Genomic DNA, 14,904 nt, shown 5'->3' on the forward strand with positions numbered 1-14,904 from the left:
CGTCACCCGCTCGCGCGGGCGTGATGGTGCGGCGGCGCTCGCCTAGGACTTGGCGTCCTTCGCGGCCTCGGCGACATCCTCGGCCGCATCCGCGACCTGCTCGGCGACGTCGTCCGCGGCGTCCTTGGCGTTCGACATGACGTCGTCGACCATCGCGCGCAGCTCGGACTCGCGAGCGTGGTATCCGTCCGCGACGGCCTTGCCGAACTCCTTCGCCCGTGCATCGACGGTGGCGAAGAACTCCTGGCCCTGCTGGGTCTTGTTGACCTGGTGCGCGGCGACGAAGCCGGCCGCGACGCCGACGGTGAACCAGAGGATGCTCTTCATAGTGTCTCCTTCACTGCTGCTCGTGTGCCTGCGACGCGGCGCGCCGACGACCAGTCTAGTGGCGTCGATCCGCGTGCCGACCGGGTTGCACACCCGCGTTCGATGGGTTACGGAGACGACGAAGGGGGCCGTGGCGCAGGCCACGACCCCTTCGGGAGACGCGTCGGTCAGCGAGCCGCGTAGTACTCGACGACCAGCTGAACCTCGCAGGTCACGGGGACCTCGGCGCGCTTCGGGCGACGCACGAGCTTCGCCTGCAGCTTGTCGAGCTCGACCTCGAGGTAGCCCGGGGTCTTGGGGAGCACGTCGACGTGACCGCCGGCGGCCGCGACCTGGAAGGGCTCGGTGCCCTCGGAGCGGGTCTTGACGCCGATGGTCTGGCCCGGCTTCACGCGGAACGAGGGGCGGTCGACGAGCTTGCCGTCGACGAGGATGTGGCGGTGCACGACGAACTGGCGGGCCTGCGCCATGGTGCGGGCGAAGCCGGCGCGCAGCACGAGTGCGTCGAGGCGCATCTCGAGGAGCTCGACGAGGTTCTCACCGGTGGCGCCCTCGGTGCGCTTCGCCTCGTTGTAGGCGATGCGGAGCTGCTTCTCGCGGATGCCGTACTGGGCCCGGAGGCGCTGCTTCTCGCGGAGGCGGATGGCGTAGTCGGAGTCGGCCTTGCGCTTGGTGCGGCCGTGCTCGCCCGGTGCGTAGGGGCGCTTCTCCATGTGGCGCGCGGCCTTGGGGGTCAGCGGGATGCCGAGGGCGCGCGAGAGGCGGGTCTTGCTGCGGGTGCGTGACGTGGTGGACACGGGTTCCTTTCGGAGGGATGCTCGTACGTGTTGGACTCCCGGGCGCGACGCACGGGAGGGAAGTATGAGGGATTCGCCTGGGGGCGACCGGCTACAGGTCGCATCCGTTCGCCGTGGATCTCCGCGCAGCCGCTCGCTGAGACCTGGCTTCAGGCCGCATCGATGGTAGCACGAAGCGGATGCCCCGCCTGCACCGGGCCCGTCATCCCCGGACGATCTTCAGCAGGCGCTCGAGGCGCGCGGCGATCTCGCGCTCGTTGCCGTGGTCGCCGGGCACGTAGTAGCGGGCGCGCTCGAGCCCCTCGGGCAGGTAGTCCTGGCGCACGACGCCGGCCTGCTCGTCGTGCGGGTACCGGTACCCCTTCCCGTGGCCGAGGCGCTTCGCTCCCGGATAGTGCGCGTCGCGCAGGTGCTTCGGCACCGGGCCGGCGTGCCCGGCGCGCACGTCGGCGATCGCCCGGTCGATGCCGAGGTAGGCCGCGTTCGACTTCGGCGCGGTGGCCAGGTGCACGACCGCCTGCGCCAGCGGGATGCGCCCCTCGGGCATGCCGATGTACTGCACGGCGTCGGCTGCGGCGACCGCGACCTGGAGCGCCTGCGGGTCGGCCATGCCGATGTCCTCCGAGGCGAGCACGATGATCCGCCGTGCGATGAAGCGCGGGTCCTCCCCCGCCTCGATCATGCGCGCGAGGTAGTGCAGCGCGGCGTCGACGTCGGACCCGCGCACCGACTTGATGAACGCGCTGATCACGTCGTAGTGCTCGTCGCCGTTGCGGTCGTAGCGCAGCAGCGCGCGGTCGACGGCGCGTGCAACGAGTTCGGCGGTGATGACCGGTCGGGCCTCCGGGGCGTCCTCGTCGGGGCCGGTCGACTCGGGGGCATCCGTCTCGCCCTCGTCCTCGTCTTCGTCGTCGTCATCGGCGACGGATGCCTCCGCCGCGCGCTCGCTCGCAGCCGTGACAGATGCGGCCTCGAGCGCCGTCAGTGCGCGTCTGGCGTCGCCCGACGCGAGACGGATGAGCGCAGCGCGCGCCTCGGGGTCGAGCACGATGCGGTCGGCGAGCCCGCGCGGGTCGACCACCGCGCGGTCGACGAGCACGCCGAGGTCGTCGTCGTCGAGCGGCTCGAGGGTCAGCAGCAGCGAGCGCGACAGCAGCGGGGAGACCACGGAGAACGACGGATTCTCGGTGGTCGCCGCCACCAGGATGACCCAGCCGTTCTCGACCCCCGGCAGCAGCGCGTCCTGCTGCGCCTTCGTGAAGCGGTGGATCTCGTCGAGGAAGAGCACGGTCGAGACGCCGTACAGGTCGCGGCTGGAGCGCGCCTCCTCCATCACCTGCCGCACGTCCTTCACGCCCGCCGACACGGCGGAGAGCTCCACGAACCGCCGGCCCGAGGAGCGCGCGATCGCCTGGGCGAGCGTCGTCTTGCCGGTGCCGGGCGGGCCCCACAGGATGACCGACACCGATCCCGATCGCCCGGAGGCGTCGTCCGCGAGCGCGACGAGCGGCGAACCGGGGGTCAGCAGGTGCCGCTGGCCGGCGACCTCGTCGAGGCTCGTCGGACGCATGCGCACGGCGAGGGGCGTCGCGCCGGAGCGCAGCCCCGGGGCGGACTCGACCATGCGACCAGCGTAACGGCGGCCGCCGACGCGGGGCCCGGCCCGCTTGGCCACGTGCGGATGCCTCGCCTAGAGTGCATCCGGACCGTCGAGCACGAGGAGCGCCGTGGCAGCGAAGAACACGCAGGAACGCGTCGAGCGGGAGCGCCTCCGCGCCTATCGCGCACGGCGCCACGTGCACGAGCACAAGGAACGACGCCGCGTGCGCGACAACTGGATCGCGGGCGCCGCGCTCGTCGTGGTCCTGGTGCTCGCGACCGTCGCGCAGATCGCGTACTTCTCCGTCGGTCCGGGCGCACCGGTCGAGGCCGACGCCGCCGAGGCCACCGACGCGCCGACCGAGACCGCAGCCGAGGGCGAGAACGTCGGCGACGTGCCCTCGCCCGACCTCGCCGAGGGTCGCACCTGGACGGGCGTGCTCGAGCTGAACGACGACGTGGAGCTCGCGGTCGAGCTCGACGGCGCGGCGGCGCCCCAGGCCGTGGCATCCGAGGTCTCGCTCATCCAGTCCGGCTTCTACGACGGCCTCTCCTGCCACCGGCTCACCGCCGGAACCATCTGGGTGCTCCAGTGCGGCGACCCCGTCGGCGACGGCACGGGCGGGCCCGGCTACAGCTACGGGCCGATCGAGAACGACCCCGAGGACGGCCTCTACCCCGCGGGCACCATCGCCATGGCGCGGCAGTCGTTCGACGGGTACAGCCACGGCAGCCAGTTCTTCATCGTCTACGAGGACACGACGCTCACCCCCGACGAGGCCGGCGGGTACACCGTCATCGGCCGGGTGACCGACGGGCTCGACGACCTGCGGGCGTCCGTCACCGACGCGGGCGCCGAGGGCGGGGCGACCGACGGCGCCCCGGCGGTGCCGACGACGATCACCGCGTTCACGATCGAGTAACGTCGAAAACCGCGCCGTGGCGGTGCAATAGGCTGGATGCCGGCGTCGCCGCTCCTGCGGCGCCGGGAGTTCCGACAAGGTGAGGCCGTGTCTCAATCAGATCAGCAGCAGTGGGGTCGCGTCGACGAGACCGGCACCGTGTACGTCACGGACGGTGACGGCGAGCGCGCCGTCGGCCAGTACCCCGACGGCACCCCCGAGGAGGCGCTCGCCTACTTCGAGCGCAAGTACTCCGACCTCGCGGGGCAGGTGACCCTGCTCGAGCAGCGCTCGCGCGCCGGCGCGTCCGCCGCCGACGTCGCGAAGGCCGTCGCCCACCTTCAGGAGACCGTCGCCGAGGCGAACGCGGTCGGCGACCTCGCATCGCTGCGCAGCCGGCTGGAGGCCCTGTCGGGCACCGTCGGCGAGCAGACCGAGCAGCAGAAGGCCGAGGCCGCCGAGGCACTCGAGGCGGCCATCGCCGAGCGCACCGCGATCGTCGAGGAGGCCGAGGCCCTCGCCGCCGCCGACCCCGCCAAGACGCAGTGGAAGCAGGCGACCGCGACACTCGACTCGCTCTTCGCACGCTGGCAGCAGCACCAGCAGGAGGGGCCTCGGCTCCCCAAGGGGCAGGCCAACGAGCTCTGGAAGCGGTTCCGCACCGCCCGGTCCACCGTGGAGACCCACCGCAAGGCGTTCTTCGCCGAACTCGACGCCTCGCACCGCGAGGTGCGCGCCGCGAAGCAGCGGCTGATCGAGCGCGCGGAGCAGCTCGCGCCACGGGGCGCCGACGGCATCCCCGAGTACCGCAACCTGCTCGACGAGTGGAAGCGCGCCGGCCGCGCGGGCAAGAAGCAGGACGACGCGCTCTGGGCCCGGTTCAAGACCGCGGGCGACGTGCTCTTCCAGGCGAAGGCCGAGGTCGATGCGGCCGAGAACGCCGAGTTCGAGCAGAACCTCACCGCGAAGCTCGCGCTGCTCGACGAGGCCGAGCCGCTGCTGAAGGCGACGGATGCCGCGAAGGCGCGCGCGACCCTCACCGACCTGCAGCGCCGCTGGGACGACATCGGCAAGGTGCCCCGTGCGCAGCTGCGCACGGTCGAGGACCGGCTGCGGAAGATCGAGAACGCCGTGCGCGCGCTCGAGGACGAGCGCTGGGAGCGCGAGGACCCCGAGAAGAAGGCGCGTTCCGAGGGACTCGCCGGTCAGCTCGAGGAGGCCATCGAGCAGCTCGAGGCGGACCTCGAGGACGCGCGCTCGCGGAAGGACAAGAAGGCGGTCACGGAGGCCGAGGAGGCGCTCTCGGCCCGGAAGGCGTGGCTCAAGGCCATCTCGGGCTGACCGCGCGCCGGCTCCTCCACAGGCGCGTCACCGGTCGACTCTCCACAGGCGGGCGACCGACCGAGCCGCGAGCGTGCCGGCGCGCCACGATGAGGGCATGAGCCGGCTCCCCTCCCTGCTGTCCGCCGACGACCTCCCGCTCGCGGAGCTGTGCGCCCTGCGCATCGACGGCGAGGTGATGGCGCTGCCGGCGGGCTGGGCGCCCATCGACGAGCCCGACCGCCCCGAGCAGCGTGCGCGCTCGGTGCGCCTGGCCGTGGGCCGCGACGTCATCGCCGCACGGATGACCGCGGCGTGGGTGCACGGTGCGATCCCGGCCGCTCCCCCGGTGCCGCAGGTGTGCGTGCGGATCGGGGCGCGACGCGGCAACGACCCGGCCGTGCGCTGCGAGTTGAGCGAACTGCAGCTCGACGAGGCCGAGGTCGTGCGGTGGGGCCCGGCGTCGGCCACGACCCCCGAGCGCACGGCCTTCGACCTCCTGCGCTCGGCGCCCGACCTCCCCGCGCATCGTGCCGCCGCGGTCCGGTTGCTCGCCGACGCCGGGATCGGGCTCGCCGAGTTCCGCGCACGGGTCGACGCCCGACGCCGGCTGCCCGGCAAGCGGATCGTGCTGGCCCGCGTGGCCGAGGCCCTCGAGCGCGCCGACGAAGCGGTGTCGCCTCAGCCGTCGCTCACGCGGTAGACGTCGTAGACCGCGTCGATGCGACGCACCGCGTTCAGCACGCGGTCGAGGTGGGTCGTATCGCCCATCTCGAAGACGAACTTGCTGATCGCGAGGCGATCGGACGACGTGGAGACGGTGGCCGACAGGATGTTCACGTGGTGCTCGCTGAGCACGCGCGTGACGTCGGAGAGCAGGCCGCCGCGGTCGAGCGCCTCGATCTGGATCTGCACCAGGAAGACGCCCTTCGAGCTCGGCGCCCACTCGACGTCGATCATGCGCTCGGGCTCGCGCAGCAGGCCCTGCACGTTGTGGCACGATGCCTGGTGCACCGAGACGCCGGAGCCGCGCGTGATGAAGCCGACGATCTCGTCGCCGGGCACGGGCGTGCAGCAGCGCGCGAGCTTGACGAGGATGTCGGGCGCACCGCGCACGAGCACGCCCGAGTCGGACGTGCGCGACACCGACGACGGGCGAGGCATGTTCGCGAGCGGGACGTCTGGGGTCTCGTCCTCGTCCTCGTCGCGCACGAGGGAGATGACCTTCTCGAGCACCGACTGGGTCGAGATGTGCCCCTCGCCCACGGCCGCGTAGAGCGCGCTGACGTCGTCGTAGCGCAACTGGGCGGCGACCTCGGCGAACGAGTCCTGGCCCATGAGCTTCTGCAGCGGCAGGTTCTGCTTGCGCATCGCCCGCGCGATCGAGTCGCGCCCCTGCTCGATCGCCTCGTCGCGGCGCTCCTTCGTGAACCACTGGCGGATCTTGTTGCGCGCGCGGGGCGACTTCACGAAGTTCAGCCAGTCCTGGCTGGGGCCGGAGTCCGGGTTCTTCGACGTGAAGACCTCGACCACGTCGCCGCTCGTGAGCTGCGTCTCGAGTGGCACGAGCCGGCCGTTGACCTTGGCGCCCATCGTGCGGTGCCCGACCTCGGTGTGCACGGCGTAGGCGAAGTCGATCGGGGTCGCGCCGGCCGGGAGACCGATCACCCGGCCCTTCGGCGTGAAGACGTAGACCTCCTTCGCGCCGATCTCGTAGCGCAGCGAGTCGAGGAATTCGCCCGGGTCGGCGGTCTCCGCCTGCCAGTCCGAGATGTGCGCGAGCCACGCCATGTCGGCGTCGCCGACCGCCTTCTGGTCGGTCGCCTTGCCGTTGACCTGCTCCTTGTACTTCCAGTGCGCGGCCACGCCGTACTCGGCGCGCTGGTGCATCTCGTGGGTGCGGATCTGGATCTCGACCGCGCGGCCCTTGGGGCCGATCACGGTCGTGTGCAGCGACTGGTACAGGTTGAACTTGGGCGTCGCGATGTAGTCCTTGAACCGGCCCGGCAGCGGCGTCCAGCGCGCGTGGATGGCGCCGAGCACGGCGTAGCAGTCGCGCACCGAGTTCACGAGCACCCGGATGCCCACGAGGTCGTAGATCTCGTCGAACTCGCGCCCGCGCACGATCATCTTCTGGTAGATCGAGTAGTACTGCTTCGGCCGGCCGACCACCTTGCCGCGGATGCGCGCCGCCTTCAGGTCGTCGTTGACCAGGTCGATGACGGTCTGGACGAACTCCTCGCGCTGCGGGGTGCGCTGCCGCACGAGGCTCTCGATCTCGGCGTACAGCTTCGGGTAGAGCACGGCGAAGCTCAGGTCCTCGAGCTCCCACTTGATGGTCTGGATGCCGAGCCGATGTGCAAGCGGCGCGTAGATCTCGAGCGTCTCGGTGGCCTTGCGGGTGGCGGATGCCGCTGGCACGAAGCCCCACGTGCGCGCGTTGTGCAGGCGATCGGCCAGCTTGATGATGAGCACGCGGATGTCCTTCGACATCGCGACGATCATCTTGCGGACGGTCTCGGCCTGCGTCGAGTCGCCGTACTTGACCTTGTCCAGCTTGGTCACGCCGTCGACGAGCATGGCGATCTCGTCGCCGAAGTCGTCGCGCAGCTCGTCGAGGCGGTACTCGGTGTCCTCGACGGTGTCGTGCAGCAGGGCTGCGGCCACCGTCTTCGAGCCGATGCCGAGGTCGGCGAGGATCTGCGCCACCGCGATCGGGTGCGTGATGTACGGCTCGCCGCTCTTGCGCTTCTGGCCGTCGTGCGCGCGCTCCGCGATCGCGTGAGCGCGTTCGATCACGGCCAGGTCGGCCTTCGGGTGGTGCATCCGCACCGTGCGCAGCAGCGTGTCGACCGCCCCCGAGGGCTGCGCCTTCGAGAAGATGCGCGGCACGAGGCGGCGCAGCGACGGGTTGCCCGTCGCGACGGGTGACTCGCTCACCATCGCACCACCTCCGCCTTCATTATCACCGCTGCGGCGCGGCGACGACGAACGCGGGCGCGCGACGGGCGCGGGCGCCGGTCAGGAACCCACCGCCGCGGGCTCCTCCTGCGAGCCGGTCGCCTGGCCGCGCTCCTTCAGGACGCGCTCGTCGTGGCGCTTGATCGCCGGCTCGCCCTCGCGGAACTGCGAGTACATGGGCGCCGCGATGAACACAGTCGACCAGGTGCCGACGAGGATGCCGATGAGCAGGGCGAGGGAGATGTCGCGCAGCGTGTCCGCACCGAGCACGAACGCGCCGATGAAGAGGATCGCCGCGACCGGCAGCGCCGCCACCACGCTCGTGTTGATCGAGCGGACGAGGGTCTGGTTGACCGCGAGGTTGACGGACTCCGGGAACGTGCGCCGGGACTCGTCGCCCTCCCAGGAGGTGTTCTCGCGGATCTTGTCGAACACCACGACCGTGTCGTAGAGCGAGTAGCTGAGGATCGTGAGCAGGCCGATCATGGCGGCCGGCGACACTTCGAACCCGCTGGCCGCGTAGATGCCCGCCGTCACCACCAGGTCGGCGAAGAGCGACAGGATGGCCGCCGCCGACATCTTCCAGGTGCGGAAGTACAGCGCCATGAAGATCGCCGCGAACAACAGGAACGCGATGAGTCCGATGATGGCCTGGCGCGTGACGTCCTCGCCCCAGCTCGCGCCGACGAACGACGACGTGATCTCCGACTCGGGCACGTCGTACGCCTCGGCGAGGGCCGTGGTGACCTCGCGGGTCTCGGCGGCCTCGAGCTGGTCGGTCTGCACGCGCACGCCGTCGTCGCCGACGATCGTCACACGGGCGACGGCGTCGGGGACGACCGACGCCACCGCGTCGATCGCGGGCTGCTGCGTGGCCTCGGCCACGTTCGAGATGAGGAACTGCGAACCGCCGCGGAACTCGATGCCGAAGTTGAAGCCGCGGAAGACGGGCACGAGCACCGAGAGGATGATCAGCACCGCCGCGATCGCGTACCACTTGCGGCGACCGCCGACGAAGTTGAACGAGCGCTTCCCCGTGTAGAGGTCGTTGCCGAAGGTGGTGAGCCGACTGGCCATCAGGAGTCCTTCCCCTCGTTCGAGGGCGTGTCGCCGACGGCGGCGAGCTCGGCCGCCTTGCGCTCGGCGATCGTCTGCCGGCGCTGCGCCTCGCGCGTGCTCGATGCGACCTTGGTCTTGGTCACGTTGGCGGCGGGCTTCCGGAACTCGGCACGGCCGCGGTAGACGGCACCGAGCGCCGTCGGGTCGAGGCCCGACCACGAGTGGCCGCTCGAGAAGAACCGGGTCTGCGCGAGCAGCTGCAGCATCGGGTGGGTGAACAGGATCACCACGATCACGTCGATGATCGTCGTGAGACCGAGGGTGAACGCGAACCCGCGCACGCTGCCGACCGCGAAGATGAACAGCACGATCGCGGCGAGCAGGTTGACGGCCTTCGACGCGATGACCGTGCGGAGCGCCCGCTTCCAGCCGGCCTCGACGGCGCCGACGAGGGCGCGCCCGTCGCGCAACTCGTCGCGGACGCGTTCGAAGTACACGATGAACGAGTCCGCCGTGAAGCCGATCGCCACGATGAGCGCGGCGACGCCCGCGAGCGAGAGCCGGTAGCCCTGGTACCAGGACAGGATCGTGATCGAGAGGTACGTGATGACACCGGCCACGACGAGTGACGCGATCGTCACCGACGCGAGCGCCCGGTATTGGAACAGCGTGTAGATCACGACCAGGATCAGGCCGATCAGGCCGGCGATCAGGCCGCTCTGCAGCTGGGACGAACCGAGCGTCGCCGAGATCGTGTCGGAGCTCTGCACCGTGAAGCTGATCGGCAGCGCGCCGAACTTCAGCTGGTCGGCCAGTGCCTTCGACGACTCCTGCGTGAAGCTGCCCGTGATCTGCGGGCGCCCGTCGGTGATGATGCCGTTCATGCTCGGAGCCGAGATGATGCGGCCGTCGAGCACGAACGCGAACTGGTTGCGCGGCGACTCGAGGCCGAACAGGCGCGTGCTCACCTCGGCGAAGTCCTCGGTGCCCTGCTCGTCGAAGCGCAGGTTGACGGCCCAGGTGCCGGTCGAGACGCCGGTGGAGCTCTGGACCATGCCGTTGGTGGCGTCGACGATGTTCTCGCCGCTCACCTCGACCGGGCCGAGCAGGTACTTGAACGTGTTCGTGGTGTCGCACGTGACGAGCGGTTCGTCCGCCGGGTGGCGGTTCGCCTCGGCCTCGTCGATCGAGGCGCAGTCGAACGAGTCGTACTCGGCCTGCAGCTCGTCGGTGACCCAGGCGGGGTCGCTCGCGTCGGTCGGCTCGGGCGTCTCGGTCGCCTCCGCGTCGTCCGTGGCCTCCTCGTCGGCCTCGTCGGTCGGCTCGACCGACTCGGTCGAGGCGACGTCGGCGAGGATCACCGGGCGCAGCTCGAGCTTCGCCGACGACTCGATGCGCTGGCGGGTCTCGTCGTCGAGCTCGCCCGGGATCGCGACGACGATGTTGCGGTCGCCCTGCGTCGTGATCTCGGCCTCGGAGACGCCCGACGCGTCCACGCGCTGGCGGAGGATCGAGACCGCCTGGTCGAGCTGTTCGCCCGAGACGGTCTGCCCCTCGGCGAGCTCGGGCTCGAGGATGATCTGCGTGCCGCCCTCGAGGTCGAGCGCGAGCTTGGGGTCCACGAGCCGCCGGCCCAGAGGACGCCGGCGGTGTTGATCGCGATGAGCGCGACGATCAGTGCGCCGAGCCAGCTGAGGGAGCGCCAGGCCTTCCGGACGCTGGTCGGCCGGGACGACCGCTTGGAGGGTGCAGCCACGAATTCCGCTTTCTCTGCACGTTCGCGTCGCTCGACGCGGACGTGTGGTGTCGAGGGTCCTAGTCGTCCGACTTCTTCGGCTCGGTGCCGGCCTCCGGCGACGCATCCGACTCGTCGACCCGCTCGCCGAACTCCGGCTCGCCGTCCGCCGGCTCCAGCTCCTCGTCCTCGGAGCCCGGTGCGGGCGCCACGACGCGGTTGATGGTCTGGCGGTGCACCGTGAGCACGGTGCCGGGGCTCGACTCGAGCAGGACCTGGTTCTCCTCCTCGTCGATGGACAGGATCGTGCCGTACACCCCGAAGTTCGTCATCACCGTCGCACCGGTCGCCACCTTCGCCTGCAGCTCACGCTGCTCCGCGGCACGCTTGCGCGAGTTGCGGAACATGAAGAAGATGAGCAGCGCCAGGACGGCGAGCATGATGAGTGTGAACGGATCCATCTGGGGGTGCCTCCGGTGCACGACGACGCGGTCGTGCCAAGTCTGCGGACGCGCGGGTTCAGGGCCTGCGCGCTGGTGGGGTGGGCCGAAGCCTCCAAGGATTATAGGTCATCGAGTGGCAGCCCTGCGGCGGGACTGCTGAGACCGAGGTGCCGCCACGCGGCGGGACTCGCCACGCGCCCGCGCGGCGTGCGGGTGAGCAGGCCGATGCGCACCAGGAACGGCTCGACCACCGACTCGATGGTCTCGGCCTCCTCGCCGACCGACACCGCGAGGGTGTTCAGCCCGACGGGCCCGCCGCCGAAGCGCGTGAGGATCGCCTCGATGACCGCGCGGTCGAGCCGGTCGAGGCCGAGCTCGTCGACGTCGTAGAGCTCCAGCGCCGCGCGCACGGCGTCGAGGTCGGCGCGCCCGCCGTGCACGAGCGCGTAGTCGCGCACGCGTCGGAGCAGCCGGTTCGCGATGCGCGGCGTGCCGCGGCAGCGTCCGGCGATCTCGGCCAGCGCCTCGCCGTCGACGTCGAGCCCGAGCATGGCCGCCGCGCGGCCGAGCACCTCGCGCAGCTCGTCCTCGCCGTAGAACTCGAGGTGCGCGGTGAATCCGAACCGGTCGCGCAGCGGATTCGGCAGCAGGCCGGATCGGGTGGTCGCTCCGACGAGCGTGAACGGCGCCAGGTCGAGCGGGACGCTCGTCGCGCCGGCGCCCTTCCCGACCATGATGTCGATGCGGAAGTCCTCCATCGCGAGGTACAGCATCTCCTCGGCCGAGCGCGCCATGCGATGGATCTCGTCGATGAACAGCACCTCGCCGGGCACGAGCGACGACAGGATCGCCGCGAGGTCGCCCGCGTGCTGGATCGCCGGGCCGCTCGACATGCGGAGCGGCCGGCCACCCTCGTGGGCGACGATCATGGCGAGCGTCGTCTTGCCCAGCCCCGGCGGGCCGGCCAGCAGGATGTGGTCGGGCGTGCGCTGCTGCATCTGCGCGGCGGTGAGCAGCAGTTGGAGCTGGCCGCGCACGCGCGGCTGGCCGACGAACTCGCCGAGGCTGCGCGGCCGGAGTGCGCCCTCGAAGGCCAGCTCGGCCTCGTTCGCGAGCTCGGGGCTCGTCAGGTCGACGCCGGGGTCGCTCACGAGGCCCTCCCCGCGTGCTGCGCCGGGCCGAGCCGGGCGAGCGTGAGTCGCAGCAGCACGGGCACGGATGCCGCATCGGAGTCGGATGCCTCGGCCAGCGTGTCGGCCAGGGCCTGCTGGGCCGCCTTCTCGGGCCAGCCGAGACCGGTCAGCGCCGCGAGCACGTCGTCGCCGGCGGTGGCCTGCACCGACGGCACCGCGGTGACGGGCGGAGCGGTGACCACGAGCTTGCCGGTGAGCGACACGACGATGAGCTTCGCGGTCTTGGGGCCGATGCCGCTGACCTTGCGGAAGGCAGCGTCGTCCTCGTTCGCGACCGCCTGCGCGACCTGCTCGGGCGAGAGCGCCGACAGCACCCCGAGCGCGGACTTCGGCCCGACGCCGGTGACGCCGATGAGCAGGTCGAAGACCTGCAGCTCCTCGATCGTGGCGAACCCGAACAGGGAGAGCGCGTCCTCCCGCACGATGAGCGCGGTGTGCACCCGGAGCGTCTCCCCCTCGCGTGCCCCGAGGGCGAGGGCCGGCGTCGTCGCGACGGAGAACCCGACGCCGCCGACGTCGATCACGACCGAACCGCCGGCTGCCGCGAGCACCGTTCCACTGAGCGAGGAGATCACGGCTTCAGACTACGTGCGGCCCCCGACGTCTTCGCGGCACGCTCCGCGGCGAGCCACGCCTTCTGCGCCGGCGTCGCTCCCGCGTCCACGTCGGACGAGCCGCCGGCCGCCGCTCCGGATCCCGGCCCCGACCGCCACGCGTGGCAGATCGCGAGCGCGAGGGCGTCCGCCGCATCCGCGGGCTTCGGCGGCGTCTCCAGGCCGAGGATGCGCGCGACCATCGCGCCGACCTGCTTCTTGTCGGCCCGCCCGTACCCCGTGATCGCGGCCTTCACCTCGCTGGGCGTGTGCAGGGCGACGGTGAGCTCGCGCCTGGCCGCCAAGTGCATCGCGACGCCCGAGATCTGCGCGGTCCCCATGATCGTCGAGACGTCGCTGCGCGCGAACACGCGCTCCAGCGCGACGGCATGCGGCCGGTGCTCCTCGAGGATCGCGTCGAGCCCCTCCGCGATGCGCAGCAGGCGCCGCTCGATCGCCAGGTCGGCCGGCGAACGCAGCACCACCACGTCGACGAGCGTCGCCCGCCGGTCGGGAGCGACATCGACGACGCCGACACCGCACCGGGTGAGCCCCGGGTCGATGCCGAGCACGCGCATGACGGCTACTCGTCCGCCTCGAGCTCCGCCAGCACCTCGGCGCTGACGTCGTAGTTGCTGTAGACGTTCTGCACGTCGTCCGAGTCCTCGAGCGCGTCGATGAGGCGGAACACCTTGCGCGCCGTCTCGGCGTCGACCTCGACCTTGAGCGACGGCACGAACGCGACGTCGGCCGAGTCGTAGTCGATGCCGGCGTCCTGCAGCGCGGTACGCGTCTGCACGAGGTCGGTGGCCTCGGTGATGACCTCGAAGGTCTCGCCCTCGTCGGTGACCTCCTCGGCGCCCGCGTCGAGCACGGCGGCGAGCACGTCATCCTCGGTGAGCCCGTCGGCGGCGCCCACGACGATGAGTCCCTTGCGGTTGAAGTTGTACGCGACGCTGCCCGGGTCGGCCATCGTGCCGCCGTTGCGCGTCATGGCCGTGCGCACCTCGGCGGCAGCGCGGTTCTTGTTGTCGGTGAGGCACTCGACGAGCAGGGCGACGCCGTTCGGCGCGTAGCCCTCGTACATGATCGTCGTGTACTCGATGGACTCGCCGGAGATGCCGGCGCCTCGCTTGATCGCGCGGTCGATGTTGTCGTTGGGAACCGAGGTCTTCTTGGCCTTCTGCACGGCGTCGTACAGCGTCGGGTTGCCCGCCAGGTCGGCGCCGCCGAGCTTCGCGGCGACCTCGATGTTCTTGATGAGCTTCGCGAACGACTTCGCACGGCGCGCGTCGATGACGGCCTTCTTGTGCTTGGTCGTCGCCCACTTGGAATGGCCTGACATGAATCTCCCGGGTCGTCTCTCGCGGCGCGCGCGATGCATCCGCGCCGACATGCCATTGTAGGGCAGCCCCCGCGGCGACCGGCCTGAGGCCCCGCCGTCAGACGAGACGCCGGAGCGTGCGCAGGTTGCGGTTCGTGGTGGTCGGCTTGTACCTCGCCTTCGCGAGGAGCTTCGCGAACGGACTGTCGGTCGTGGTGCCCTTCACCGGGTTCCAGTAGAGCACGCCGTCGCCGCGCCGCAGCGGATCGACGTCGGGATCGAGATCGGATGCCGCCGCGGCGAGCTCGTCCAGCGCGCCCTCGTCGCTCGCGAAGACCACCCACGGCTGCCGTTCGTCGTCGTCGGCGTCGAACGGGAACGCGTCGATCACCGCGGAAACCTGCTCGACAGTCGTCAGCACGATCCAGGCGTCGTACCCGAATCGCTCCTCGAGCGCGCGCTCGATCTCGGCCTTCAGGTCGCGAGGGCCACCGGATGCCTCGAAGACGACGTTGCCGCTCGCGAGCACCGTGCGCACGTCGTCGTGGCCGAGGCCCGTGAAGACGGCGCGCAGGTCGGCGGACCGGATGGTGACCCCGCCGACGTTCACGCCCCGGAGCAGTGCGATGTACCGCGTCATGACGCCCACGC

The 14,904-nt window shown here is 71.1% G+C and carries 14 protein-coding genes and 1 pseudogene; 3 read left to right on the plus strand and 12 right to left on the minus strand.

Going from position 1 to position 14,904, the window contains the following annotated elements; all coding sequences use genetic code 11:
* Positions 1 to 42 precede the first annotated feature (42 nt).
* The 3 genes from QUE38_RS00135 to QUE38_RS00145 form a co-directional block, all read right to left on the minus strand.
* Positions 43 to 327, minus strand: coding sequence for a hypothetical protein (locus QUE38_RS00135; RefSeq protein ID WP_286309548.1), 285 nt, complete (start codon positions 325 to 327; stop codon positions 43 to 45).
* A gap of 167 nt (positions 328 to 494) precedes the next feature.
* Entirely contained in the window at positions 495 to 1,124 is a 630-nt protein-coding gene (gene rpsD / locus QUE38_RS00140; RefSeq protein WP_281886458.1) for a 30S ribosomal protein S4, read from the minus strand.
* Positions 1,125 to 1,326: 202 nt separating this feature from the next.
* Positions 1,327 to 2,748, minus strand: a complete 1,422-nt coding sequence (locus QUE38_RS00145; protein ID WP_286309571.1) for a replication-associated recombination protein A — start codon at positions 2,746 to 2,748, stop codon at positions 1,327 to 1,329.
* Between the two features lie 103 nt (positions 2,749 to 2,851).
* Here QUE38_RS00145 and QUE38_RS00150 point away from each other — a divergent pair, with 103 nt between their 5' ends.
* The 3 genes from QUE38_RS00150 (at position 2,852) to QUE38_RS00160 (ending at position 5,648) form a co-directional block, all read left to right on the plus strand.
* A complete protein-coding gene (locus tag QUE38_RS00150) occupies positions 2,852 to 3,646 on the plus strand; it encodes a peptidylprolyl isomerase (RefSeq protein WP_286309550.1) in 795 nt (264 codons plus the stop codon).
* Between the two features lie 87 nt (positions 3,647 to 3,733).
* Entirely contained in the window at positions 3,734 to 4,966 is a 1,233-nt protein-coding gene (locus tag QUE38_RS00155; protein ID WP_286309551.1) for a DUF349 domain-containing protein, read from the plus strand.
* 97 nt (positions 4,967 to 5,063) lie between these two features.
* A complete protein-coding gene (locus tag QUE38_RS00160; protein WP_286309552.1) occupies positions 5,064 to 5,648 on the plus strand; it encodes a hypothetical protein in 585 nt (194 codons plus the stop codon).
* Here the strand turns inward: QUE38_RS00160 and QUE38_RS00165 are convergent.
* The 9 genes and pseudogenes from QUE38_RS00165 to QUE38_RS00205 all read right to left on the minus strand — a co-directional run bounded on the left by QUE38_RS00165 (position 5,627) and on the right by QUE38_RS00205 (position 14,893).
* Entirely contained in the window at positions 5,627 to 7,888 is a 2,262-nt protein-coding gene (locus tag QUE38_RS00165) for a RelA/SpoT family protein (RefSeq protein WP_433996928.1), read from the minus strand. The genes QUE38_RS00160 and QUE38_RS00165 overlap by 22 nt on opposite strands.
* A 78-nt stretch (positions 7,889 to 7,966) precedes the next feature.
* On the minus strand, positions 7,967 to 8,983 hold the full coding sequence (gene secF, locus QUE38_RS00170; protein ID WP_286309553.1) for a protein translocase subunit SecF: 1,017 nt from the start codon (positions 8,981 to 8,983) through the stop codon (positions 7,967 to 7,969).
* Positions 8,983 to 10,721, minus strand: a pseudogene (gene secD, locus QUE38_RS00175) (protein translocase subunit SecD). Before secD ends, secF begins: the two are co-directional and overlap by 1 nt.
* Positions 10,722 to 10,780: 59 nt before the next feature.
* Positions 10,781 to 11,161, minus strand: coding sequence for a preprotein translocase subunit YajC (gene yajC, locus QUE38_RS00180; protein ID WP_286309556.1), 381 nt, complete (start codon positions 11,159 to 11,161; stop codon positions 10,781 to 10,783).
* A 101-nt stretch (positions 11,162 to 11,262) separates the two neighbouring features.
* A complete protein-coding gene (ruvB, locus tag QUE38_RS00185; RefSeq protein WP_286309558.1) occupies positions 11,263 to 12,294 on the minus strand; it encodes a Holliday junction branch migration DNA helicase RuvB in 1,032 nt (343 codons plus the stop codon).
* A complete protein-coding gene (gene ruvA / locus QUE38_RS00190) occupies positions 12,291 to 12,911 on the minus strand; it encodes a Holliday junction branch migration protein RuvA (protein WP_286309559.1) in 621 nt (206 codons plus the stop codon). Before ruvA ends, ruvB begins: the two co-directional genes overlap by 4 nt.
* A complete protein-coding gene (gene ruvC / locus QUE38_RS00195; RefSeq protein WP_286309560.1) occupies positions 12,908 to 13,507 on the minus strand; it encodes a crossover junction endodeoxyribonuclease RuvC in 600 nt (199 codons plus the stop codon). Before ruvC ends, ruvA begins: the two co-directional genes overlap by 4 nt.
* 5 nt (positions 13,508 to 13,512) lie before the next feature.
* Positions 13,513 to 14,274, minus strand: coding sequence for a YebC/PmpR family DNA-binding transcriptional regulator (locus QUE38_RS00200; RefSeq protein WP_286309561.1), 762 nt, complete (start codon positions 14,272 to 14,274; stop codon positions 13,513 to 13,515).
* 97 nt (positions 14,275 to 14,371) lie between these two features.
* Positions 14,372 to 14,893 (minus strand): DUF1697 domain-containing protein, encoded by a 522-nt coding sequence (locus QUE38_RS00205; protein ID WP_286309562.1) that lies wholly within the window; start codon positions 14,891 to 14,893, stop codon positions 14,372 to 14,374.
* Between the last annotated feature and the right edge of the window lie 11 nt (positions 14,894 to 14,904).

It is taken from the genome of Agromyces mangrovi (genome assembly GCF_030296695.1).
Taxonomy (GTDB): Bacteria; Actinomycetota; Actinomycetes; order Actinomycetales; family Microbacteriaceae; genus Agromyces; species Agromyces mangrovi.

Excerpts from the sequence above, each read along its gene's own strand:
- QUE38_RS00135 (WP_286309548.1), bottom strand. The coding sequence starts at position 327 with ATGAAGAGCATCCTCTGGTTCACCGTCGGCGTCGCGGCCGGCTTCGTC.
- QUE38_RS00145 (WP_286309571.1), bottom strand. The coding sequence starts at position 2,748 with ATGGTCGAGTCCGCCCCGGGGCTGCGCTCCGGCGCGACGCCCCTCGCC.
- QUE38_RS00160 (WP_286309552.1), top strand. The coding sequence starts at position 5,064 with ATGAGCCGGCTCCCCTCCCTGCTGTCCGCCGACGACCTCCCGCTCGCG.
- QUE38_RS00165 (WP_433996928.1), bottom strand. The coding sequence starts at position 7,888 with ATGGTGAGCGAGTCACCCGTCGCGACGGGCAACCCGTCGCTGCGCCGC.
- secF (WP_286309553.1), bottom strand. The coding sequence starts at position 8,983 with ATGGCCAGTCGGCTCACCACCTTCGGCAACGACCTCTACACGGGGAAG.
- yajC (WP_286309556.1), bottom strand. The coding sequence starts at position 11,161 with ATGGATCCGTTCACACTCATCATGCTCGCCGTCCTGGCGCTGCTCATC.
- ruvC (WP_286309560.1), bottom strand. The coding sequence starts at position 13,507 with ATGCGCGTGCTCGGCATCGACCCGGGGCTCACCCGGTGCGGTGTCGGC.
- QUE38_RS00200 (WP_286309561.1), bottom strand. The coding sequence starts at position 14,274 with ATGTCAGGCCATTCCAAGTGGGCGACGACCAAGCACAAGAAGGCCGTC.
- QUE38_RS00205 (WP_286309562.1), bottom strand. The coding sequence starts at position 14,893 with ATGACGCGGTACATCGCACTGCTCCGGGGCGTGAACGTCGGCGGGGTC.